Source organism: Shewanella sp. VK101 (genome assembly GCF_056497865.1).
In genome coordinates, this window is the sequence record NZ_CM151402.1 from 288158 (window position 1) to 311448 (window position 23291).

The 23291-nt window shown below is 52.6% G+C and carries 14 protein-coding genes, 2 tRNA genes and 3 rRNA genes; 14 read left to right on the top strand and 5 right to left on the bottom strand.

Features of this window, described 5'->3' with window-relative positions:
• Window positions 1–4 precede the first annotated feature (4 nt).
• The 9 genes from ACSHSR_RS01390 (at window position 5) to ACSHSR_RS01430 (ending at window position 8961) form a co-directional block, all read left to right on the top strand.
• Window positions 5–559 carry a DsbE family thiol:disulfide interchange protein gene (locus ACSHSR_RS01390; RefSeq protein WP_208184359.1) on the top strand — a complete coding sequence of 185 codons (555 nt, stop codon included), beginning with the start codon at window positions 5–7 and terminating at the stop codon, window positions 557–559.
• Window positions 556–1035: a heme lyase NrfEFG subunit NrfF gene (nrfF, locus tag ACSHSR_RS01395; RefSeq protein WP_025889965.1), complete on the top strand. Its 480-nt coding sequence runs from the start codon at window positions 556–558 to the stop codon at window positions 1033–1035. Before ACSHSR_RS01390 ends, nrfF begins: the two co-directional genes overlap by 4 nt.
• Window positions 1035–1619 carry a TlpA disulfide reductase family protein gene (locus ACSHSR_RS01400; RefSeq protein WP_025889964.1) on the top strand — a complete coding sequence of 195 codons (585 nt, stop codon included), beginning with the start codon at window positions 1035–1037 and terminating at the stop codon, window positions 1617–1619. The genes nrfF and ACSHSR_RS01400 overlap by 1 nt, the downstream gene beginning before the upstream one ends.
• Window positions 1620–2055: 436 nt before the next feature.
• Window positions 2056–3600 (top strand): 16S ribosomal RNA (locus ACSHSR_RS01405).
• Between the two features lie 433 nt (window positions 3601–4033).
• A 23S ribosomal RNA gene (locus ACSHSR_RS01410) occupies window positions 4034–6926 on the top strand.
• 90 nt (window positions 6927–7016) lie between these two features.
• Window positions 7017–7092: transfer RNA gene (locus ACSHSR_RS01415), tRNA-Val, on the top strand.
• Between the two features lie 116 nt (window positions 7093–7208).
• Window positions 7209–7324 (top strand): 5S ribosomal RNA (rrf, locus tag ACSHSR_RS01420).
• Together the 16S, 23S and 5S rRNA genes with 2 tRNA genes alongside form the textbook arrangement of a ribosomal RNA operon.
• Before the next feature lie 37 nt (window positions 7325–7361).
• A tRNA-Asp gene (locus ACSHSR_RS01425) sits at window positions 7362–7438 on the top strand.
• A 248-nt stretch (window positions 7439–7686) separates the two neighbouring features.
• Window positions 7687–8961, top strand: a complete 1275-nt coding sequence (locus ACSHSR_RS01430; protein WP_221052522.1) for a CinA family nicotinamide mononucleotide deamidase-related protein — start codon at window positions 7687–7689, stop codon at window positions 8959–8961.
• Between the two features lie 71 nt (window positions 8962–9032).
• Here ACSHSR_RS01430 and ACSHSR_RS01435 read toward each other — a convergent pair whose 3' ends face one another.
• The 3 genes from ACSHSR_RS01435 to argE all read right to left on the bottom strand — a co-directional run bounded on the left by ACSHSR_RS01435 (window position 9033) and on the right by argE (window position 13501).
• Window positions 9033–9572 (bottom strand): YceB family lipoprotein, encoded by a 540-nt coding sequence (locus ACSHSR_RS01435; RefSeq protein ID WP_208136421.1) that lies wholly within the window; start codon window positions 9570–9572, stop codon window positions 9033–9035.
• A complete protein-coding gene (gene ppc, locus ACSHSR_RS01440) occupies window positions 9569–12205 on the bottom strand; it encodes a phosphoenolpyruvate carboxylase (protein ID WP_221052523.1) in 2637 nt (878 codons plus the stop codon). Before ppc ends, ACSHSR_RS01435 begins: the two co-directional genes overlap by 4 nt.
• Window positions 12206–12349: 144 nt before the next feature.
• The gene (gene argE / locus ACSHSR_RS01445) at window positions 12350–13501 is read right to left on the bottom strand and encodes an acetylornithine deacetylase (RefSeq protein WP_101058334.1); all 1152 of its coding nucleotides are present in this window, start codon (window positions 13499–13501) and stop codon (window positions 12350–12352) included.
• Between the two features lie 264 nt (window positions 13502–13765).
• Between argE and argC the strand changes: the two genes are divergently transcribed.
• The 5 genes from argC to argH all read left to right on the top strand — a co-directional run bounded on the left by argC (window position 13766) and on the right by argH (window position 19170).
• Window positions 13766–14746 (top strand): N-acetyl-gamma-glutamyl-phosphate reductase, encoded by a 981-nt coding sequence (gene argC, locus ACSHSR_RS01450; protein ID WP_144191256.1) that lies wholly within the window; start codon window positions 13766–13768, stop codon window positions 14744–14746.
• A gap of 33 nt (window positions 14747–14779) precedes the next feature.
• Window positions 14780–15562 (top strand): acetylglutamate kinase, encoded by a 783-nt coding sequence (gene argB, locus ACSHSR_RS01455; protein ID WP_025011587.1) that lies wholly within the window; start codon window positions 14780–14782, stop codon window positions 15560–15562.
• 11 nt (window positions 15563–15573) lie between these two features.
• The gene (locus ACSHSR_RS01460) at window positions 15574–16479 is read left to right on the top strand and encodes an ornithine carbamoyltransferase (RefSeq protein ID WP_413735027.1); all 906 of its coding nucleotides are present in this window, start codon (window positions 15574–15576) and stop codon (window positions 16477–16479) included.
• Between the two features lie 34 nt (window positions 16480–16513).
• Complete coding sequence (locus ACSHSR_RS01465) at window positions 16514–17737, top strand: argininosuccinate synthase (protein WP_025889296.1); 1224 nt, start codon at window positions 16514–16516, stop codon at window positions 17735–17737.
• A 65-nt stretch (window positions 17738–17802) separates the two neighbouring features.
• Complete coding sequence (argH, locus tag ACSHSR_RS01470; protein WP_413735025.1) at window positions 17803–19170, top strand: argininosuccinate lyase; 1368 nt, start codon at window positions 17803–17805, stop codon at window positions 19168–19170.
• Window positions 19171–19225: 55 nt separating this feature from the next.
• On the opposite strand, the gene ACSHSR_RS01475 is transcribed toward argH, so the two are convergent.
• Both ACSHSR_RS01475 and ACSHSR_RS01480 read right to left on the bottom strand, forming a co-directional pair.
• Window positions 19226–20551, bottom strand: coding sequence for an IS4 family transposase (locus ACSHSR_RS01475; protein WP_208184440.1), 1326 nt, complete (start codon window positions 20549–20551; stop codon window positions 19226–19228).
• A gap of 134 nt (window positions 20552–20685) precedes the next feature.
• Window positions 20686–23220 carry a penicillin-binding protein 1A gene (locus tag ACSHSR_RS01480; protein WP_413735023.1) on the bottom strand — a complete coding sequence of 845 codons (2535 nt, stop codon included), beginning with the start codon at window positions 23218–23220 and terminating at the stop codon, window positions 20686–20688.
• Window positions 23221–23291: the final 71 nt, after the last annotated feature.

The window sequence follows — 23291 nt, forward strand, 5'->3', positions numbered from 1 at the left end:
GAAGATGAAGAAGCTAATACTTTTTATTCCACTGATATTGTTTCTTTTGATGGGGCTCTTCCTTTACAAGGGACTGTTCTTGAATCCGCAGCAGTTGGATTCTGCGTTGGAAGGTAAGCCTGTGCCTGCCTTCCAGCTGGAGAAACTGGAAACGCCGGGAGAGATGATCACCAACGAAGATCTTAAAGGTAAGGTATCTATGCTGAACGTATGGGCGACTTGGTGCCCATCCTGTAAGTATGAACATCCCTACCTGATGCAGTTGGCTCGACAAAACTTGGTGCCCATCTATGGCATCAACTACCGTGACGAGCGGGCGCTGGCGGTAAGGGAACTCTCTCGCCAAGGCGACCCCTACACGTTGAATATCTATGACAAGGACGGTCGTCTCGGTCTGGATCTCGGGGTATATGGTGCGCCGGAGAGTTTCATCGTGGATCACAACGGTGTCATTCGTTATCGCTATGCCGGGCCGGTAGATATGCGGGTTTGGAAAGAAACCTTGTATCCCATGATCCAACAGTTGCAGGCCGAGGCCGCTAAGGATAAAGCGTCATGAGAAAGTTGTTGCTGAAAACCTTTGCTGTTGCGGCGCTCCTGCTCGGTTATGCCGCTCAGGTGGCGGCAACGCCGGTGGATACCTTCGAGTTCAGTTCTCCTGATAAGCAGAAGCGGGCATTGTCGCTGGCTCATGAGCTGCGTTGCCCCCAGTGTCAGAATCAAAACCTGATCGATTCCAACTCACCGGTTGCCCGCGATCTGCGTCTTGAAGTGTACAAGATGGTGGAAGAGGGCAAGGCTGATGATGAAATCGTCCAGTTCATGACCAGTCGCTACGGCGAATTCGTTCTCTATAAGCCAAGGCTTGAGACCAAGACCTACGTCCTTTGGCTGGGCCCTGTGGCGTTACTGTTGTTCGGTGGTTTGATTGGCTTTATTTTCATCCGCAAACAGCGTACTACCGGTGGTAAAGCGCTCGAACTGTCTGCCGAAGAACAACGCCAGTTGGATGAGCTATTGAAGCGAGACAAGTAATGAGCAAACTCAGATACTCATTACTCTTGCTGGCGTCCCTGTCTCTGGGGGCGCAGGCTTATCCCGGTATGCAGCCGAAGGATCACAATCAGATCCAATCCAGTGTCGACAAGATCAATGTACTCCCTCACAGCTTCCCTCTGGAAGTGGTTCCCTTCCAGGATAAGACCGGTAGCCAATTGGATTTCAGTCAACACAAGGGAAAAGTGGTGTTGGTCAACATCTGGGCTACTTGGTGTCCTCCTTGTGTCAGAGAGTTGCCTGCTCTGGAACGGCTTGAAGGGCAGTTCAGTGATAAAGAGTTTGCCCTGCTGCCGATTTCCATCGATCAGGGTGGCCAGGAGCAAGTTGCCAGTTTTCTGCAATCCCTGGGGATGGCAAATTTCCGCAGTTACTACGACCCACAAATGCAGTTGGGGCAGATATTCCCACTCGATACTATCCCGGCGACCTTTATTCTTAATGGTAAAGGGGAGCTGATTGCCTTTGTCCGTAGTTTCGTCGACTGGGGTGACCCAAAGGCGATAGCCTTACTCAAAGGCTTTATTGAACAGGAAAATGCACCCAAGTCGGCCGCAAACTGAGTAAATTAGGGCGTAAAATAGCCATAATAATTGCAGAAAAAGATCGTTTTTGCCTAAAAGATCGGCAAGCGATCTTTTTTCTTATAAAAAGCCCTTGCACAAAAGTTCAGGCTCCCTATAATGCGCTCCCACTGACACGGCACAGCGGCAACGCGAAAGACGTGACAGGGTCGAAGAAAAACGGCTCTCGAGTCCTTTCAACGACAGGCGAAAAAAGATGGTAATTACCTCTTGACGCCGCAGCAGGAAAGCGTAGAATACGCAGCCCTGACCCGATGGCCACAGCGCCTAAGGGATTGCTCTTTAACAAGATAAACAAGCAAATCTGTGTGGACACTCACAGGCATTGAGAAATCGACAAAACGATTTAACTCGATGAAGAGTGTTCATACGAACAGAATTCATTGAGCAGAACCTTCGGGTTCAACCAAAACTTTAATTGAAGAGTTTGATCATGGCTCAGATTGAACGCTGGCGGCAGGCCTAACACATGCAAGTCGAGCGGTAACATTTCAAAAGCTTGCTTTTGAAGATGACGAGCGGCGGACGGGTGAGTAATGCCTGGGAATTTGCCCATTTGTGGGGGATAACAGTTGGAAACGACTGCTAATACCGCATACGCCCTACGGGGGAAAGCAGGGGACCTTCGGGCCTTGCGCTGATGGATAAGCCCAGGTGGGATTAGCTAGTAGGTGAGGTAAAGGCTCACCTAGGCGACGATCCCTAGCTGGTCTGAGAGGATGATCAGCCACACTGGGACTGAGACACGGCCCAGACTCCTACGGGAGGCAGCAGTGGGGAATATTGCACAATGGGGGAAACCCTGATGCAGCCATGCCGCGTGTGTGAAGAAGGCCTTCGGGTTGTAAAGCACTTTCAGCGAGGAGGAAAGGGTGTAAGTTAATACCTTACATCTGTGACGTTACTCGCAGAAGAAGCACCGGCTAACTCCGTGCCAGCAGCCGCGGTAATACGGAGGGTGCGAGCGTTAATCGGAATTACTGGGCGTAAAGCGTGCGCAGGCGGTTTGTTAAGCGAGATGTGAAAGCCCCGGGCTCAACCTGGGAACCGCATTTCGAACTGGCAAACTAGAGTCTTGTAGAGGGGGGTAGAATTCCAGGTGTAGCGGTGAAATGCGTAGAGATCTGGAGGAATACCGGTGGCGAAGGCGGCCCCCTGGACAAAGACTGACGCTCAGGCACGAAAGCGTGGGGAGCAAACAGGATTAGATACCCTGGTAGTCCACGCCGTAAACGATGTCTACTCGGAGTTTGGTGTCTTGAACACTGGGCTCTCAAGCTAACGCATTAAGTAGACCGCCTGGGGAGTACGGCCGCAAGGTTAAAACTCAAATGAATTGACGGGGGCCCGCACAAGCGGTGGAGCATGTGGTTTAATTCGATGCAACGCGAAGAACCTTACCTACTCTTGACATCCACAGAATCTGGTAGAGATACCTCAGTGCCTTCGGGAACTGTGAGACAGGTGCTGCATGGCTGTCGTCAGCTCGTGTTGTGAAATGTTGGGTTAAGTCCCGCAACGAGCGCAACCCCTATCCTTACTTGCCAGCGGGTAATGCCGGGAACTTTAGGGAGACTGCCGGTGATAAACCGGAGGAAGGTGGGGACGACGTCAAGTCATCATGGCCCTTACGAGTAGGGCTACACACGTGCTACAATGGTCAGTACAGAGGGTTGCGAAGCCGCGAGGTGGAGCTAATCCCATAAAGCTGGTCGTAGTCCGGATTGGAGTCTGCAACTCGACTCCATGAAGTCGGAATCGCTAGTAATCGTGGATCAGAATGCCACGGTGAATACGTTCCCGGGCCTTGTACACACCGCCCGTCACACCATGGGAGTGGGCTGCACCAGAAGTAGATAGCTTAACCTTCGGGAGGGCGTTTACCACGGTGTGGTTCATGACTGGGGTGAAGTCGTAACAAGGTAGCCCTAGGGGAACCTGGGGCTGGATCACCTCCTTACCTAAGCGATAATTGGTGCTTTTGAGTGTTCACACAGATTGCTTGTTCATAGAGCAGGCCGTTGACCCTGGTAGGTCAATGAGTTCTTTAACAATTTGGAAAGCTGATAGTAGACATCAAGACCACTCTTAGGAGTTGGAATTGATGCATACAAATTGAGTTCTCAAACACTTCAATCAAGTGTTTTGGAAATTCTTCAAGGCGAGTCCACTTCCTTAACCCGGAAGTGAGACAAGTAAACCTAAGCTGGTTGCAATACAACCCGTGTTTTCCGCTATGTTACCGATAAGGTAGCGCAGTCAGGCGACATGGTGTCTAAGCGGTGATTTGAGTGAGGATGGAGTGTAGCAGCGCTACATGACTGACGAATGAAAAGCACAATAACGACAACATGAGTACTGACAAGCGAGATGAAAACTCATCCGGGTTGTATGGTTAAGCGACCAAGCGTATACGGTGGATGCCTTGGCAGTCAGAGGCGATGAAGGACGTAGTAACTTGCGAAAAGCGTTGGTGAGCTAGTAACAAGCATTTGAGCCAGCGATGTCCGAATGGGGAAACCCGGCAGCATAAGCTGTCATCACTAAGTGAATACATAGCTTAGTGAGGCGAACGAGGGGAACTGAAACATCTAAGTACCCTTAGGAAAAGAAATCAACCGAGATTCCCCAAGTAGCGGCGAGCGAACGGGGATTAGCCCTTAAGTCTTTGGGGTGTTAGTGGAATGTGTTGGAAAGCACAGCGGCACAGGGTGATAGCCCCGTACACGTAAACTAACCAGAGATGAAATCGAGTAAGGCGGCACACGTGATATGTTGTCTGAATATGGGGGGACCATCCTCCAAGGCTAAATACTCCTGACTGACCGATAGTGAACCAGTACCGTGAGGGAAAGGCGAAAAGAACCCCTGTGAGGGGAGTGAAATAGAACCTGAAACCGTATACGTACAAGCAGTGGAAGCGGTTCTTGAGACCGTGACTGCGTACCTTTTGTATAATGGGTCAGCGACTTACATTTAGTAGCGAGGTTAAGCGAATAGCGGAGCCGTAGGGAAACCGAGTGTTAACTGCGCGTTGAGTTGCTAGGTGTAGACCCGAAACCCGGTGATCTAGCCATGGGCAGGTTGAAGGTTGAGTAACATCAACTGGAGGACCGAACCGACTAATGTTGAAAAATTAGCGGATGACTTGTGGCTGGGGGTGAAAGGCCAATCAAACCGGGAGATATCTGGTTCTCCTCGAAAGCTATTTAGGTAGCGCCTCGGACGAACACCTTTGGGGGTAGAGCACTGTTAAGGCTAGGGGGTCATCCCGACTTACCAACCCTTTGCAAACTCCGAATACCAAAGAGTGCTATCCGGGAGACAGACGGCGGGTGCTAACGTCCGTCGTCAAAAGGGAAACAACCCAGACCGTCAGCTAAGGTCCCAAAGTAATTGCTAAGTGGGAAACGATGTGGGAAGGCTTAGACAGCTAGGATGTTGGCTTAGAAGCAGCCATCATTTAAAGAAAGCGTAATAGCTCACTAGTCGAGTCGGCCTGCGCGGAAGATGTAACGGGGCTAAGCAATTCACCGAAGCTACGGGTACTGATGCTTGCATCAGTGCGGTAGAGGAGCGTTCTGTAAGCCGTTGAAGGCGAAGGGGTAACCCACGCTGGAGGTATCAGAAGTGCGAATGCTGACATGAGTAACGATAAAGGGGGTGAAAAACCCCCTCGCCGAAAGACCAAGGGTTCCTGTCCAACGTTAATCGGGGCAGGGTGAGTCGACCCCTAAGGCGAGGCTGAAAGGCGTAGTCGATGGGAAACGGGTTAATATTCCCGTACTTCTGCTAACTGCGATGGAGAGACGGAGAAGGCTAGGCCGGCGCGGCGTTGGTAGTCCGCGTTTAAGGTAGTAGGTGGTGTGCTTAGGCAAATCCGGGCACACATACACTGAGAGCTGACGACGAGTCCCTAAGGGGATGAAGTGGTTGATGCCATGCTTCCAGGAAAATCTTCTAAGCTTCAGGTTAGCAGGAATCGTACCCCAAACCGACACAGGTGGTCGGGTAGAGAATACCAAGGCGCTTGAGAGAACTCGGCTGAAGGAACTAGGCAAAATGGTACCGTAACTTCGGGAGAAGGTACGCTCCTGTTGGTGATGAGACTTGCTCTCTGAGCTGACGGGAGTCGCAGATACCAGGTGGCTGCAACTGTTTATCAAAAACACAGCACTGTGCAAAATCGCAAGATGACGTATACGGTGTGACGCCTGCCCGGTGCCGGAAGGTTAATTGATTGGGTTATCTTCGGAGAAGCTCATGATCGAAGCCCCGGTAAACGGCGGCCGTAACTATAACGGTCCTAAGGTAGCGAAATTCCTTGTCGGGTAAGTTCCGACCTGCACGAATGGCGTAATGATGGCCACGCTGTCTCCAGCCGAGACTCAGTGAAGTTGAAATTGCGGTGAAGATGCCGTATACCCGCGGCTAGACGGAAAGACCCCGTGAACCTTTACTATAGCTTGGCACTGAACATTGACCCTACATGTGTAGGATAGGTGGGAGACTATGAAGATGAGACGCCAGTCTTGTTGGAGTCAACCTTGAAATACCACCCTTGTAGTGTTGATGTTCTAACCTGGGCCCCTAATCGGGGTTAGGGACAGTGCCTGGTGGGTAGTTTGACTGGGGCGGTCTCCTCCCAAAGAGTAACGGAGGAGCACGAAGGTTGGCTAAGTACGGTCGGACATCGTACGGTTAGTGTAATGGCATAAGCCAGCTTAACTGCGAGACAGACACGTCGAGCAGGTGCGAAAGCAGGTCATAGTGATCCGGTGGTTCTGAATGGAAGGGCCATCGCTCAACGGATAAAAGGTACTCCGGGGATAACAGGCTGATACCGCCCAAGAGTTCATATCGACGGCGGTGTTTGGCACCTCGATGTCGGCTCATCACATCCTGGGGCTGAAGTCGGTCCCAAGGGTATGGCTGTTCGCCATTTAAAGTGGTACGCGAGCTGGGTTCAGAACGTCGTGAGACAGTTCGGTCCCTATCTGCCGTGGGCGTTGGATGATTGAGGGGAGCTGCTCCTAGTACGAGAGGACCGGAGTGGACGAACCGCTGGTGTTCGGGTTGTCATGCCAATGGCATTGCCCGGTAGCTACGTTCGGAATCGATAACCGCTGAAAGCATCTAAGCGGGAAGCGAGCCCCAAGATGAGTCATCCCTAGGGCCTGGAGCCCTCTGAAGAGCCGTTCGAGACCAGGACGTTGATAGGCAGGGTGTGTAAGCGTTGCGAGGCGTTGAGCTAACCTGTACTAATGACTCGAGAGGCTTAACCATACAACCCAGATGGGTTTTACGGACTTGAAGAAGTCGATACTTGATTGAAGTTTGAACTCAGGCTCTGAAAAGAGCACAGCCAAGAATACCGGTCGCTTAGCTCAGCCGGGAGAGCACCTCCCTTACAAGGAGGGGGTCACTGGTTCGATCCCAGTAGCGACCACCATATTTCAAAGCAACAGCTTTCTGAATTTAGGAATGAATTTATCAAATACATCCTTGTATTTGACCCTAGCGGGCCGCGCTGAAGCGCGTTTAAAATTTGTTCCATACAATTTTATGTCTGGTGACAATAGCATTGTGGTCCCACCTGATCCCATCCCGAACTCAGAAGTGAAACGCAATCGCGCCGATGGTAGTGTGGGGTCTCCCCATGTGAGAGTAGGTCATCGCCAGACGCCTAATTTTAGTAGTGCGCCAAGGCGTGATACTAAAGGAGCGGTAGTTCAGTTGGTTAGAATACCGGCCTGTCACGCCGGGGGTCGCGGGTTCGAGTCCCGTCCGCTCCGCCAACTTAAAGAGAAAGCCTCATCGAAAGATGAGGCTTTTTTCGTTTTTATCCAGAACTGCGTTGAACTTTACCCCGCGACAAATCGACTTCTGCCCCTGCAAACTAACGTGCGTACAACTCTCTAAACTGCGTGTCATGCTGGTTTTCCACTCTCCCTGTTTCTCCCTTTCTTGTGTCTTCCAAGCCGTGCTTGCTATTCATCCAGCTGTTACTTAACGTATATGCAGTTTTTGCCAAAGGGATCTTTGAATGAAGTTAGAGATGATTTGTACCGGAGAGGAAGTGTTGTCCGGTCAGATAGTAGATACCAATGCCGCCTGGTTTGCCAATGTGATGATGGAGCATGGGATTGAGGTGCAGCGCAGGGTCACAGTGGGGGATAGACTCGAAGATCTGATAGCCGTATTTCAGGAGCGTAGTCTCCATGCCGATATCATTCTGGTTAATGGTGGTTTGGGGCCAACCAGCGACGATCTCTCGGCCGAAGCTATGGCCAAGGCTAAGGGTGAGCCTCTGGTTGAGAACGCCGAATGGCGTGCCAAGATGGAGGCCTGGTTCAGCCGTAACAACAGAGAGATGCCGGCCAGTAATCTGAAACAGGCTTTACTGCCTGAGTCTGCCGTCATGGTGGATAATCCGGTTGGCACGGCCTGTGGCTTTAGAGTCAAACTCAATCGTGCCTGGCTCTATTTCACTCCAGGGGTGCCATTTGAGCTGAAACATATGGTTCAGGAGCAGTTTCTGCCCTTTATCAAACAGGAGTTCGGCCTGGATGCAAAAGTCGCATTGAATAAGCTGTTGACCCTGGGCCATGGCGAATCGACGCTGGCCGATAAGCTGGAAGCATTGGAGTTGCCAGCAGGGATCACCGTAGGTTATCGCTCCTCTATGCCACATATAGAGATCAAGTTGTTTGCCCGCGGTGATAAGGCCATTGCACTGTTGCCCCGAGTAACCAATCATGTGCGACAGGTTTTGGGCACTGCGGTTGTTGCTGAAAATCGCGCGACACTGGCGGAAGAGATCCATCATAGGTTGTTGAATTCCGGCCTTAGTCTTAGCCTGGCCGAGTCCTGTACAGGAGGTATGTTGACCAGCCAATTGGTGGCTTTCCCTGGCAGTTCTTCCTATTTGCATCAGGGGTTGGTGACCTACAGCAATGAGAGCAAGGTGCGTATTCTTGGGGTACAACCTTCAACTCTGGATGACCATGGCGCTGTGTCGATTGCCACCGTTGAGGAGATGGCGATGGGGGCCAGGGCGATACTGGATAGCGACTATGCTCTGGCCACCAGTGGTATTGCCGGTCCTGATGGTGGCACAGAGGAGAAGCCTGTCGGTACTGTCGCCATAGCCTTGGCAACCAAAGGAGGTTGTTACAGCCAGGTGATTCAGCTGCCAAGACGTTCTCGAGAGCTGGTTCGCAGCCTCAGCAGCGCAGTAGCCTATGACATGCTGCGCCGCGAGTTGCTGGGCGAGGCGGTTATTGTTGACTACTCCTCTATTGGTCGATTTGCCAAATAGTCAAAGGCAGCAATAGGTTAAATAAAAAGACGCAGCCAAGGCCGCGTCTTTTTTGTGCTCTGAATATTGATTTATTTAAACTCCAGCACCAGCTTGCCTGGTTTAACCTGAAGGCTCTTGGTCATATCGGCCAGTCTCGCTTGGTTGCTGTCCTGGGTGTCCAGAACATAAACCGGCTGACTTTCGAGGAAGTTGCGGATAAAGTCCATCAACTGTGGGGCAATACCTTGTAAAGCCCGCTGAATATCCTTGGGATTGGACTCGACAGAGGTCAACTCCAGACCACGGAGATAGACGCCATGGGTTTGGTTGTCATACCAAGGCTTGGCCTCAAACTCTGTCGTCAGGCTGGCACGCAGGGGAAACAGCGGCGTTCTGAGTATCAGCTCAGAGGTGGCTTTCACCGCCATGGTATCCGGTTTGTGTCCCAATTTGACTGTTACCCGATTTAACTGGATCTCTGTTGCCAGTGGCCCCTGGGTGTCTTGCTTATCCAGCTGCAGCTCTTTATTCAGATAGGATTCCAGCTGTCCTTCGCTGATGCTGTATTGGCTGACACAGCCACCCAACATCAGCATCAACCACAGAGACAGCAGTAGGGGCAGCCTCATCCTGTATTCCTCATGCCCGCCGCGACACCGGCTATGGTCAGCATCAGCGCCAGTTGCAATTGTTCCGAGGTTTCCTGTTCCTTGCGACTTCGGGCCAACAGCTCGGCCTGCAGGAAGTTGAGCGGGTCGATATAGGGGTTGCGAAGCCGCACCGACTCACGGTTCCAGGGAGTATGCGACATCAGGCTGTCAGAGCGGGTCAGTTCGAGTACCGCCTGGATCCCCTGTTGCAGCCTCCCCCTGAGGGCCTCGCCCAAATGACGCAGATCTTCAGGCACCAGGCAGGTGTCGTAATAGCGGGCGAGGTTGGGTTCTGCCTTGGCATACACCATTTCCAGCATGGAGATACGGGTGTTGAAGAAGGGCCACTGGCGTTCCATTTCCTGTAGCAGAGAAAGCTCTCCTCGCTTGGTCGCGGCTTCAAGAGCCTCACCGGCACCGAGCCAGGCCGGCAGCATCAAACGGTTCTGTGACCAGGCGAATATCCAGGGAATGGCGCGCAGGCTTTCGATACCGCCATCCACCCGGCGTTTGGCCGGTCGGCTGCCGAGTGGCAGTTTACCCAGCTCTACTTCAGGCGTTGCTGCTCTGAAATAGGCAACAAAGTCAGCTTCTTCCCTGACTATGCTGCGGTAGGCCAGTACAGACTCATCGGCCAGTCGCTGCATGCATTGCCGCCACTCCTGTTTGGGCTCAGGAGGTGGAAGTAAAGTGGCTTCCATCACCGCCGATGTGTAAAGCGCCAGTGACTGCACCGCCAACTTGGGGAGACCGAACTTGAAGCGGATCATCTCTCCCTGCTCTGTCACCCGGATCCGTCCGTCAACTGAGCCCGGAGGCTGTGACAGAATCGCCTGGTGAGCCGGGCCGCCGCCACGGCCGATAGTACCGCCACGGCCGTGGAATAGGGTCAGTTTGACGCCGGCCTTCTTACATACCGCAACCAGTTGCTCCTGAGCCCGGTATTGTGCCCAGGCTGCGGCCATGACTCCGGCATCCTTGGCCGAATCCGAATAGCCAATCATCACTTCCTGCATGCCTTTGGTGTAACCCAGATACCAATCGATATCGAGCAGGGCAGAGATACAATCGGCGGCATTGTTGAGGTCATCCAGGGTCTCAAACAGCGGCACTACCCGCATGGGATAGTGACAGCCGGTTTCCTTGAGCAGCAAGAGTACCGCCAGCACGTCGGATGGTTGGCTGGCCATGGATATCACATAGGAGCCCAGCGCTTGTTGAGGCTGAGTGGCTATCAAGCGGCAGGTTGCCAGTACCTCGGCCACCTCGTCTGATGGCTGCCAGTTTACCGGGATCAATGGTCTGCGATTAGCCAGTTCCCTGAGCAGGAATGCCTGCTTTTCTGTCTCATCCCAATGGTTGAAGTCACCCATTCCTAGGTAGCGGGTAAGCTCGGCAATGGCATTGGCATGGCGCTCTGCATCCTGGCGGATATCCAACCTCAGCATATGAATGCCGAAGCAAGCCAAGCGACGCAACATATCCAGCAGCAAGCCATTGGCTATCAGGCTCATGCCGCAATCGCACAGGCTTTGATACAGCATCAGCAGCGGCTTTTTCAGGTCGTCCTGGTGCCAGATGATGCTATGGCTATCGATTTCGGGCTGATGACCTTCGAGGCGGGCATTGAGATAGTCTATGGTGTTGCGCAGCTTTTGGCGCAGATCTCTGAGCACGTCACGATAAGGTTCACAGCTGCCGTTGGTATACTGGCTCAACTCCTCGTTGGCTTCTTCCATGGACAATTCGCCAACCAGAGAGACGATATCTTTGAGATAGAGTCTGGCGGCGGCATGGCGGTTACGATCCAATACTTCCTGAGTGACCTTGGCGGTAACAAAGGGGTTGCCGTCACGGTCGCCACCCATCCAGCTGGAGAATCGCACCGGAGCGATATCAATCGGTAGCTGGCTGCCGGTGCGCTCTTCTACCTGGTCGTTGAGCTGGCGTAAAAAGTCGGGAATCGCCTGCCACAGTGAGGTTTCGATAGTCGCCAAACCCCAGCGGGCTTCATCTACCGGCGTCGGGCGTTCGCGGCGGATCTCATTGGTATGCCAAATCTGGGCGATCAGCTGCCGCAGTCGCAAATTGATCTGCTTAAACTCGCGCTCGCTGAGCTGATCGTTTTCCAGAGCCGTCAGACAATCGACCACAGATGAGTACTTCTGGATCAGGGTGCGGCGGGATATCTCGGTCGGGTGTGCCGTCAGTACCAGATCTATGTTCATCTCCCTCAGACAGGACAGCATCTGCTTCTGATCTATCGGGCCGTTCAGCATACGTCCGAGCAGTTGCTCCACGGGATCCGGTACACACACCAGTTCATCACAGTTGCGGCTGATGGTATGAAACTGCTCGGCGATATTCGCCAGGTTGAGAAATTGGTTAAAGGCTTTGGTGACCGGCACCAGTTCGTCATCGGGCAAGGCCGTCAGCAGTTCCAACATCTGCTGACGGGCGCTTTCATCACCCTGACGGGAACTCTTGGCCAGTTGACGGATCTGCTCCACCTTATCGAGAAATGGCTCCCCCAGATCGGATCGCATGGTGTCGCCGAGGATCTGCCCAAGCATACTGACGTTGGATCTTAAGGATGCATACATATCTGCCATCGTGTTGATTGCTCCAAAGAATAGTGAGAAAGAGTCGTCGTTTCGGGCGGACTTGAGTAGAGCACAATAACCAGCACTGTGCCCTGTGGTCAATACGCTGAGGTATTTGCCTCACGTTGTTTCCAGTGGCTGTGGGCTGGATCATTATTTTATACAGGCATGATAAATAAGCTGTTTCAGCAAGTTTATCGTAGGTTTGATCTGCGCCGTATCCAAATATTCATCCGGTTGATGAGCCTGCTCTATGCTGCCGGGTCCCAATACCAGAGTGTGGCACCCCAGTTGCCGAATATAAGGCGCCTCGGTGGCATAGTTCACCACTTGAGGTGCCTGTCCCGCCAGGCTGGCGACCAGTTGGCTCCAGGGAGAGTCTCTATCATCGGCAAACGGCTCCGAGCCGGGATAGAGTTCGCTGATGGAAACTGACCCTGGGAATTGTTCGCAGACCGGCTGTAAATACTGCTGCAGCATGAGTTGCAGATCGGTCAAAGCCAAACCGGGAAGCGGGCGAATATCCAGATGCAGATCACAGCAACCACAGATACGGTTGGCTGCATCGCCGCCGTGGACATGGCCAAAGTTCATGGTTGGGTAAGGCACACTGAAGGCATCTTCGCGATAGTGTTCGCTCAAATGCTGCTTGAGTTTAAGTAGTCGGCCTATGATCAGATGCATCACTTCTATGGCATTGAGTCCCTTGGCCGGATCTGACGAGTGGCCGCTGCGGCCCGTTACCCGAATGCCTTGAGCCATGTGCCCTTTATGCATATAAACCGGCCGTAGGCTGGTGGGTTCGCCTATGATGGCAAATTCAGGCTTGATTGCAGCGTTGGCGGCAAAGGCCTTGGCCCCATTCATTGTGGTTTCTTCATCGGCACTGGCGAGAATATAGAGAGGTCGCTTCATTTGTGTCAGCGGCAGTTGTTTCAAGGCCTCCAATATCAAGGCAAAGAAACCCTTCATGTCACAAGTTCCCAAGCCATACCAAAGGTTATCTTTTTCGGTTAGCCGAAAGGGATCATGCTGCCAACGGCCTTCATCGAACGGTACTGTGTCTGTGTGCCCGGCCAGCAGTAGGCCACCTTGGCCAGTGCCCAGGTTGGCCAGCAGGTTATGTTTGTTGCGACTGCCGGACACCGGCTGGCGGCGGCACTCCAACCCCAAATCGGCAAACCAGTTGGCCAGCAAGTCGATAACGGCAGCATTGGATTGATCTTGCTCGGGCTCCAAGGCACTGATGGAGGGCGAGGCGATAAGCGCACTGAAGCTTTCTGTGAGTTCCGGCAGTTTTTTCATGACTATTCCGCAAAACATTAAAAATAACTATTCATATATATTGCATAAATAAATTGCTGTGTTAGTCTAGCAAACAGCTAAAGCCAGTGTCATCTTTCATGGTGACTAAATTCAGTGAGACTAAGTATGTTGAGTTCGACCTTGAGCTTGATTCAGACCAAAAACTGCAATAACTCCCTGCGACGATAAACTTGTCATTAGGCGCTGAGCCACGGGCTTTCGTTGTGCCCTTCCTTTTTTGATTAGCTTGAAGAATTAGAAACCATGAAAAATATCGCCATCATAGGGGCCAGTGGATATACAGGTGCCCAGTTAACCGCCCTGATCCAAACTGAGCCAGAGTTAAGCATTCAAGGGTTGTATGTCTCTGAAAATAGTCTGGATAAGGGCAAAAGCCTGGCCGAGCTTTATCCTGTATATCAACATATCTCTGCAGTGTTGCAGCCGTTAACGCCAGAGGCCAAACAGCAGATAGTGGCACAGGCCGACGCCGTGGCGCTGGCGACCGAACATTCGGTAAGCCTGGAATTGGCAGCTTGGTTTTATGCCCAGGGGCTGGCGGTATTTGATTTGAGCGGTGCTTATCGTTTCAGCGATGCTGCAAACTACCCCAAGTGGTATGGCTTTGAGCATGACCAAGCCGAAGTATTGGCACAGGCGGTTTATGGCCTGGCCGAGTGGAATGCTGAGGCCATTGCCAACAGCAAGATGATTGCGGTTCCCGGTTGTTATCCCACGGCATCTCTGTTGGCGCTTAAGCCGCTCAAGTCACTGATGACAGATGCCTTCCCCGTTATTAATGCCGTTAGCGGTGTGACCGGAGCCGGGCGCAAGGCGCAGCTGCACACCAGTTTCTGTGAAGTGAGTTTAACGCCCTACGGTGTGCTTGGTCACAGGCATCAGCCCGAAATCGCCAGCCAACTGGGGCAGGAAGTGATTTTTACTCCGCACCTTGGCAACTTCAAACGCGGCATTCTCGCCACCATTACGCTGCAGCTCAAGCCGGGTACCAGGACTGAGGACGTTGCCGAGGCTTACAGCATCTACCATGGCTCGAGCATTGTCAGCGTAAAACAGAACCAATTTCCCAAGGTGGATGACGTGGTACACACAGGCAATTGTCATCTGGGGTGGAAGTTTGATGAACAGAACCATTATCTGGTGGTGGCCAGTGCCATAGACAACCTGATGAAGGGCGCTGCCAGTCAGGCGCTGCAATGCATAAAGATTCACTTTAAATACTAATGATTCCCGGAACGGTTAGAGAGAGTTGTCACTATGAGCACGAAAGACAAGGTGTTGGTTCTGAAAGTTGGCGGCGCACTGATGCAGTGTGAGATGGGAATGGCCAGGCTGATGGATACGGCGGCGAAAATGCTGGCCCAGGGACAGAAGGTGGTTCTGGTTCATGGTGGCGGTTATCTGGTGGATGAACAGCTCAAGGCCAATGGCATGGATACGGTGAAGCTCGATGGCTTGCGGGTCACCCCGCCGGAGCAGATGCCGATCATCGCCGGCGCCCTGGCCGGTATGTCCAACAAGATACTGCAGGCGGCGGCCATCAAGGCTGGTGTCGCCAGCGTTGGCATGAGTCTGGCGGATGCCAACTTGGTCGATGCGGTAATTAAAGATGAACGTTTGGGGCTGGTGGGTGAAGTTTCCCCCAAAGACGGCAGCTATATCAATTTCGTCCTGTCTCAGGGTTGGATGCCCATTGTCAGCTCCATTGCAGTATCCAGCGAAGGGCAACTGCTTAACGTCAATGCCGATCAGGCTGCCACAGTGCTGGCCAAGCTGGTGCAGGGCAAGCTGGTGCTGCTCTCCGATGTTTCCGGAGTATTGGACGGTAAGGGGCAGTTGATCGCCAGTCTTAATCGTAGCGAAATCGACGACCTGGTGAAATTGGGCGTGATAGAGAAAGGTATGAAAGTCAAAGTAGAGGCGGCGTTGGAAGTCGCAGAACTCATGGGGCAGCCGGTACAGGTTGCTTCCTGGAGAGATGCGGCGCAACTGGCTGCATTGGCTCAGGGCGAAGCCGTGGGTACGCAAATAAAACCATAGGAGAAGGCAGTATGAAGCACCTGTTGACCATTAAAGAACTCACCCAATCCCAGTTGCTGGCGTTGTTGGACTTGGCCAAGAAGATCAAGGCCAATCCGGCAGACTACCGACACGCGCTTGCGGGCAAGAGCGTAGTGATGCTGTTTGAAAAACCTTCCCTGCGTACCAGGGTCAGTTTCGATATCGGTATCCATAAGCTGGGTGGTCACTGTCTTTATTTGGATCAACAAAATGGTGCTTTGGGCAAGCGCGAATCTGTTGCCGATTTCGCCGGTAACCTTTCCTGCTGGGCCGACGCCATAGTGGCACGGACTTTCAGCCACAAGACCATAGAAGGCCTGGCCGAGTTCGGCACTGTACCTGTGATCAATGCGCTGTCGGACTTGTACCACCCTTGTCAGGCCCTGGCGGATTTTCTGACCCTGTCAGAGCAGCTCGGTGACTTGAGCAAGGTGAAATTGGCCTATGTGGGTGATGGCAACAACGTGACCCATTCATTGATGATAGGCGCTGCTATTCTGGGTGCCAGCATGACGGTTATCTGCCCCGAAGGGCATTTCCCCGATGGTCTGATTGTCAATGAAGTACAGCAACTGGCGGCAGAGAATGGAGGCAGCCTGGTATTGACTTCGGACATCGCCGCCCTGGAAGGTCAGGATGCCGTCTACACTGATACTTGGATTTCCATGGGCGATCAAACAGAACTTTCTGATATTGAAACAAAATTTAATCCTTATCAGATCAATCAGCCGCTGATGGATCAGCATAAGGTGAAGTATTTTATGCATTGTTTACCCGCTCACAGAGGGGTAGAAGTGACAGATGAGGTGATGGATGGCAAAGGTTCTCTGATCCTGCAACAGGCAGAAAACCGCATGCACGCGCAGAATGCCGTTCTGGTAACACTTTTGAGCTGATGGCCAAGGGCCAGTTGAATCTAGGAAAATTAAGATGTCTATTGCACAGAAAAACACAGATGTGAAAAAAGTTGTTCTGGCCTACTCCGGCGGCCTGGATACCTCGGCCATTATTCCCTGGCTGAAAGAGAACTATAACAACTGTGAGATCGTTGCCTTTTGTGCCGATGTTGGACAAGGGGAAGCCGAACTCGAAGGTTTGACAGAAAAGGCGTTGGCTTCCGGCGCCAGTGAATGTCATATTGTTGATTTGAAAGAAGAGTTTGTTAAAGACTACATCTATCCCACCATAGCAACCGGTGCCATCTACGAGGGAACCTATCTGTTGGGCACCTCCATGGCCAGACCCATCATCGCCAAGGCTCAGGTGGAAGTGGCCCGTAAGGTCGGCGCCGACGCCCTGTGTCATGGTTGTACCGGCAAGGGTAATGATCAGGTGCGTTTCGAAGGCTGTTTTGCCGCACTGGCGCCGGATCTGAAAGTGATTGCCCCTTGGCGTGAGTGGACCATGGAGAGCCGTGAAGATCTGCTGGCTTACCTGGCCGAGCGCAACATCAAGACCTCGGCTTCGGCCACCAAGATCTATAGCCGCGACGCCAACGCCTGGCATATCTCCCACGAAGGTGGGGAACTGGAAGATCCCTGGAATGAGCCCAGCAAAGAGGTGTGGACCATGACAGTCGATCCGCTGGATGCGCCAGATGAGCCTGAGTATGTCAGCCTGAAAGTGGAAAACTGCCGGGTGACTGAAGTCAACGGTGAAGCCCTGAGCCCCTATGCGGCGCTGATGAAGCTGAACCAGATTGCTGCCGCGCACGGTGTTGGCCGTATCGATATCACTGAAAACCGGCTGGTGGGGATGAAGTCCCGTGGCTGTTATGAAACACCGGGCGGCACTGTCATGTTTGCTGCTCTGAGAGCGGTTGAGGAGTTGGTGCTCGACAAGACCAGCCGTAACTGGCGGGAACAGGTCGCCGCTCAGATGGCACATCTGGTCTATGATGGCCGTTGGTTTACACCTCTGTGCAACTCGCTGTTAGCGGCATCCGAGGCACTGGCCCAGGACATTAACGGCGAAGTGGTGATCAAACTCTTCAAGGGCCAGGCGGTTGCCGTGAAGAAACGTTCTCCCAACAGCCTGTATTCCGAGGCGTTTGCCACCTTCGGTGAAGACACGGTTTACGATCAGAAACACGCCGAAGGCTTTATCCGTCTTTACTCATTGGCGAGCCGTATCCGCGCGCTCAACAGCAAGTAAGCGTCAGTATATTAGGGGCGCATTGGCGCCCCTTAGTTTTTATGCCCGAGAAAGAGGACCTTATCATGGCTTTATGGGGTGGCAGATTCAGCGGCCAAAGCAGCGAACTTTTCAAGCTCTTCAACGATTCCCTGCCGGTGGATTTCCGTTTACTGGAGCAGGATATCCAGGGCTCAGTCGCCTGGGCTGAGGCGATAACCCAGGCCGGCGTGTTAACCCAGGAGGAATGCCAGACCCTGACTCAGGCGCTGGCTGAGTTGCTTGCAGAAGTTAAAGATACGCCGGAGCAGATCATCGCTTCCGGCGCCGAAGATATTCACAGTTTTGTGGAATCACAGCTGATCGCCAAGGTGGGTGACTTGGGTAAGAAGCTGCACACCGGCCGTTCGCGCAATGACCAGGTGGCGACCGATCTCAAGCTGTGGTGCAAACAGGAAGGCGCACACCTGCAGAGTCTGTTGATTGAAGTCAAACAGGGGCTGCTGGCCTTGGCCGAGCGTGAGTTGGATGCCGTGATGCCGGGATATACCCATCTGCAGCGGGCGCAACCCGTGACCTTTGGCCATTGGGCTTTGGCTTATGTGGAAATGTTTGAGCGGGATATTAGCCGCTTGCAGGATGCACTGAATCGCCTCAACACCTGCCCTCTGGGTTGTGGCGCCTTGGCGGGTACAGCTTATGCCATCGACCGTCAGGCGCTGGCGGCCAGCCTGGGCTTTGCCTCTGCTACCCTCAACAGCCTGGACAGCGTGTCTGATCGTGACCATGTCATAGAGCTCTGCAGCGATGCCTCTATCAGCATGATGCACTTAAGTCGTATGGCCGAAGATATGATCTTCTTCAATTCCGGCGAAGCCAACTTTATCGAGCTGGCCGACAATGTCACCTCAGGCTCTTCCTTGATGCCGCAGAAGAAGAACCCCGATGCGCTTGAGCTTATCCGCGGTAAAGCTGGCAGGGTATACGGCAGCTTGATGGGGATCCTCACCACCATGAAGGCGCTGCCACTCGCCTACAACAAGGATATGCAGGAAGACAAGGAAGGCTTATTCGATGTGATGGACAGCTGGAGCCTGTGCTTGAAAATGGCGGCTCTGGTGCTTGAAGGTGTCAAGGTTAACCGAACCAATGCGTTGGCCGCAGCTCAACAGGGATACGCCAATGCCACTGAGTTAGCGGACTATCTGGTGGGTAAAGGCATGCCCTTCAGGCAGGCGCATCACGTTGTGGGTGAAGTGGTGCTGCATGCCATTGCCGAGGGTAAGCCGCTGGAAGCCTTGCCACTTGAAGTCTTGCAAAGCTATGCCGACATCATAACGGAGGATGTTTATCCGCATCTGGGTATAGACTCCTGCTTGGCGAAGCGCAATATTCTCGGTGGTACCGCGGTGGAACAGGTCAAGGCCGCACTGACAGCCAAGCAGGCCAAATAGAAGCTATCCCTCGGATTCGAGCCAAACAAAAACGCGCCAATTGGCGTAATGCCGTTCACTTAGTGTGAACGGCATTTTTCTTAGGCTTAATGGGATACTTGTTTTTACTCATTTTTAACGCACGTGGATAGGCTCTATCCCGTTTCCCATCAAGCTTGAACTGCCTCGCATTACGCACTATGTCCAAGACCTCTCTCGGGACATTTCCAGGCGTTTGAGATGACAGTTGAGTCAGTTTAAAAATGATATAACTCGATGCATCTCTAAAGCTTAATTGGTTCGGATGTAACGACGGTAAGCTCTTAGCCATCAACATCATCTTGTATCTGATGAGGTTATAGGCCAATAGTACCCCCCACAATTCTTGGATAACCAACTCTGGCAATTGACTACGCAACGTAAAGCGACTCTCCAGAAGATGCTGCTTCATCTCCCGATAGCCCACTTCTATCTCCCATCGATGGGCATATAAATCCGCTATCTCTGCCCCCGGATAACGCAAGGGGTCTGTTAATGAGGTCAAAATGGAAACCGACTTACCTTTTATCGTCTTTGTCAGTAAGCGAGCTTCAATATTGTCAGGTAGCATAGGCCACTTCTTTCTGGCTTGAGGCGTGGTGGCTAACTGCACCAGTTGGTCGTGTTTTCCTAAAGAGCGTACCACTTCATATTGTGTCCCTTTCTTCAACGGCAGCAGCCAGTGACTGTTCGGTTGAGCCTGTTGCCAGGCGTGCAAAAGCCCCAACGAATAAAAGCCTCTGTCAAACAGCGTCAGGCTGTTATTGGGTATGCTTGATATCAGTTCGGCGGCTAAATTCATTTCACTGACAGCAACAGAATCAAAGGCACTGTTCAATACCAGGTGGCTGCTTAACTCCATCATGCAAACCATGCGAATTTGAGGATAGGCAGCATCACCAGAAGCGTTGGCGGTTTTGGCGAACACCTGATTGTTTTGCTCACTATCAGGTGTTCGCCACACGACACCATCGACACCGTAGAGGTTGAGCCCACACCAATGAGGATGCTCTGCTCTTTCATGCCAGGTCTTGGCACTTCGCTTAAACACATCCTGAACAACGTCAGAGCCCAATCGCTTACGCGCTTGCGTGACAGCACTGCGCGCAACGTAATCCACCTCTTGCGGTAAGACGATATCAAGCTTATTGATGAGTGAACGGACGGACTCGCCTCTGAACAGAGCCATACCAATCACCGCCCAAATCATGGCATCCATAGGTAACTTACGTCGTCTTAAACTGGCAACACCATGTGAATCAAGGCACGACTGAATTAACTCAGGCTCAAGTACATCGGCCAGACAGGTGAATTCGGTAAGACGATTGATATGAGTACGCGCCAAAGCTTCTGAAAGTTGCATAAAAAAATCCGATGACATGGGGTCATCGGATTTTGATCCTTTCAGTGAGATCGTCAAGCGATCTGTCTTAACTGATCGGCATTACGCCAATTGGCGCGTTTTTTAATGTTTAGCAGACGGTGTTAAACAGACAGTTACTGGAACAGCTCTTCCGGCGGTGTTTCGATAAAGATGTCGCTGTCATCTTCGGCGCCGGTGGCGTATTCCTTGGGTTCTGTACCCTGAATAAAGTACTCGAAGTCGCTGGTGTAGTCTGTCTTACGCGACAGCTTGCCGCTATCCAAATCAATACGCACCGAAACGATTCCAGCCGGTGGAATGCTGGGTTCTTCCGGCGTTCCTTCCAGGGCATCGCGCATAAACTCGTTCCAGCCTGGGCCCGCGGTCTTGGCACCGGATTCGGCCCCTGAAATCTGATCTTTGGCGCCGCTGGCATTCCAGGCGGTACGTCCCAGCTCACGGCCATGGTCATCGAAGCCGACCCAGACGGTGGTGGCAAGCTTGGGATTGTAGCCACTGAACCAGGTGTCCCGCGATTCGTTGGTTGTTCCCGTTTTACCGGCTATGTCATGGCGTTTGACCACTCTGGCGGCGCGCCAGGCGGTACCGTTCCAGCCAGTGCCCTTGCTCCAGTTACCGCCACCCCAGATAACACTCTTGAGGGCATCGGTGATCAGGAATGCGGTCTGCTCGCTGATCACTTGCTTGGCGTGACGGGCACTTGGGCTATCACAGCTGAAAGGATCTTCCTGAACCAGGGGCTGCAGCGGCTGTTGCATAGTCAAATCGGTTATCGCGTTATCCGCCATATCTTCTTCAGGCTTAAGTGGCGCGTCGCAGGCCAGGGCAGGATGAGCCAGCTCAAGGATTTCGCCCTGAGCATTCTGGATCCGTTTGATGAAGTAAGGCTCAACCAGATAACCCCCGTTGGCGAAGGTCGAGAAGGCTGTGACCACCTGCAAAGGTGTTGCCGATGGCGAACCCAGCGCCAGAGACTCGTTGCGGTTGAGCTCTTTGGCATCGAAACCAAATTGCACCAGTTTGTCGATGGCGGCATCCAGTCCAACATAGCGTAGGGTTCTCACCGACATTACGTTGATAGACTGGGCCAGTCCCAGACGTAGCCTGGTGGGGCCGCCGTATACGTCGGGTGAGTTTTTGGGGCGCCATGCCGTACCTTGGCTGAGGTCGGGCTTGTTGATCGGCGCATTGTTGATCAGTGTCGCCAGGGTATAGCCTTTCTCCAGCGCCGTAGCATATAGGAAAGGCTTTATGTTGGAGCCCAGCTGACGTTTGGCCTGAGTTACCCGGTTGTACTGGCTCTGACTGAAGCTGTAACCACCGACCAGAGCCTGAATTGCACCATCTTTGGGATCTATCGAGACTATGGCGCTGGCAACCTGAGGCACCTGAGCCAATTGCCAGATATCGCCGTTGTTACGCACCCAAATCTGCTCGCCCACTTTCAGGAATTGTTCGGCTTTCTTCGGTGGTGCACTCTGGCGTTTGTCATTGATAAACTTGCGGGCCCATTTGAGGCCATCCCAAGGCAGAGTGAGTTTTTCTCCCGAGGCGAGCAGCACCTGTGCTTGCTGTTCCTCTACTTGCAATACGGCGGCTGGCCTGAGCTCCTGAATAGGCATAGTTTTCTTCAGGGTGGCAATCAACTCGTTCTCATCAGGCTGCTTGTCTGTCCATAGAACCGCTTCAGGGCCTCGATAGCCATGGCGTTCATCATAGGCGTAGACATTGTTGCGCAGTGCCTTCTGGGCTTTTAACTGCAGTGATGAGTCTATGCTGGTGTAAACATCGTACCCACCGGTATAGGCTTCCTCTTCACCATATTTCTGCACCATATAATCTCTGGCCATCTCTGAAATGTAGGGGGCGTAGAGATCGATTTCGGCGCCATGGTATTTGGCGGTAATAGGTTGAGCACTGGCTTCGTTATATTCACTCTGGGTGATATAGCCGACCTCCAGCATACGGTTGAGCACCAGGTTACGACGGGTCAAAGCTCGGCTGGGGGAGGTGATAGGGTTGAGTGTTGAAGGGGCTTTTGGCAAACCTGCGATAACTGCCATTTCAGCAAGCGTCAAGTCTTTGACTTCCTTGCCATAATAAACTTGAGCCGCGGCGCCAACCCCGTAAGCACGCTGTCCAAGATAGATACGGTTGACATAGAGCTCCAGAATTTCATCTTTGGTTAGCAGCTGCTCTATGTGGATAGAGATAAATATCTCTTTGACTTTACGAATAATTGTCTTATCTCGAGTCAGGAAGAAGTTCCTGGCCACCTGCATGGTAATGGTACTGGCACCCTGCTTTTTCTCGCCGGTGGCCAGCATAACCAATGCGGCGCGCACCACACCTATGGGGTCGATACCTTTATGCTCATAAAAGCGTGAATCTTCGGTTGCCAGGAAGGCCTGCAATAGTGGTTTGGGCACATCGGCCAACTCCAGCGGGATCCTGCGTTTTTCACCGAATTGCGAGATCAGTTTGCCGTCACTGGAGTACACCCTCAGTGGCGTTTGCAGTTGAACTGTCTTGAGTGTAGCGACATCCGGGAGTTCGGGCAGGACGTAGAAGTAGGCTCCAACGATAGCTGCAACCCCAAGAAGGGCCAGACTGAATAGAGCTATGAGTATACGTTTTAACCACTTCACGAGATTATTCCAAAACTTGCTGCGGGCACAATAGTATATAAGGCGTTTTGTGCAGGGTGAAGCAAAAAGGC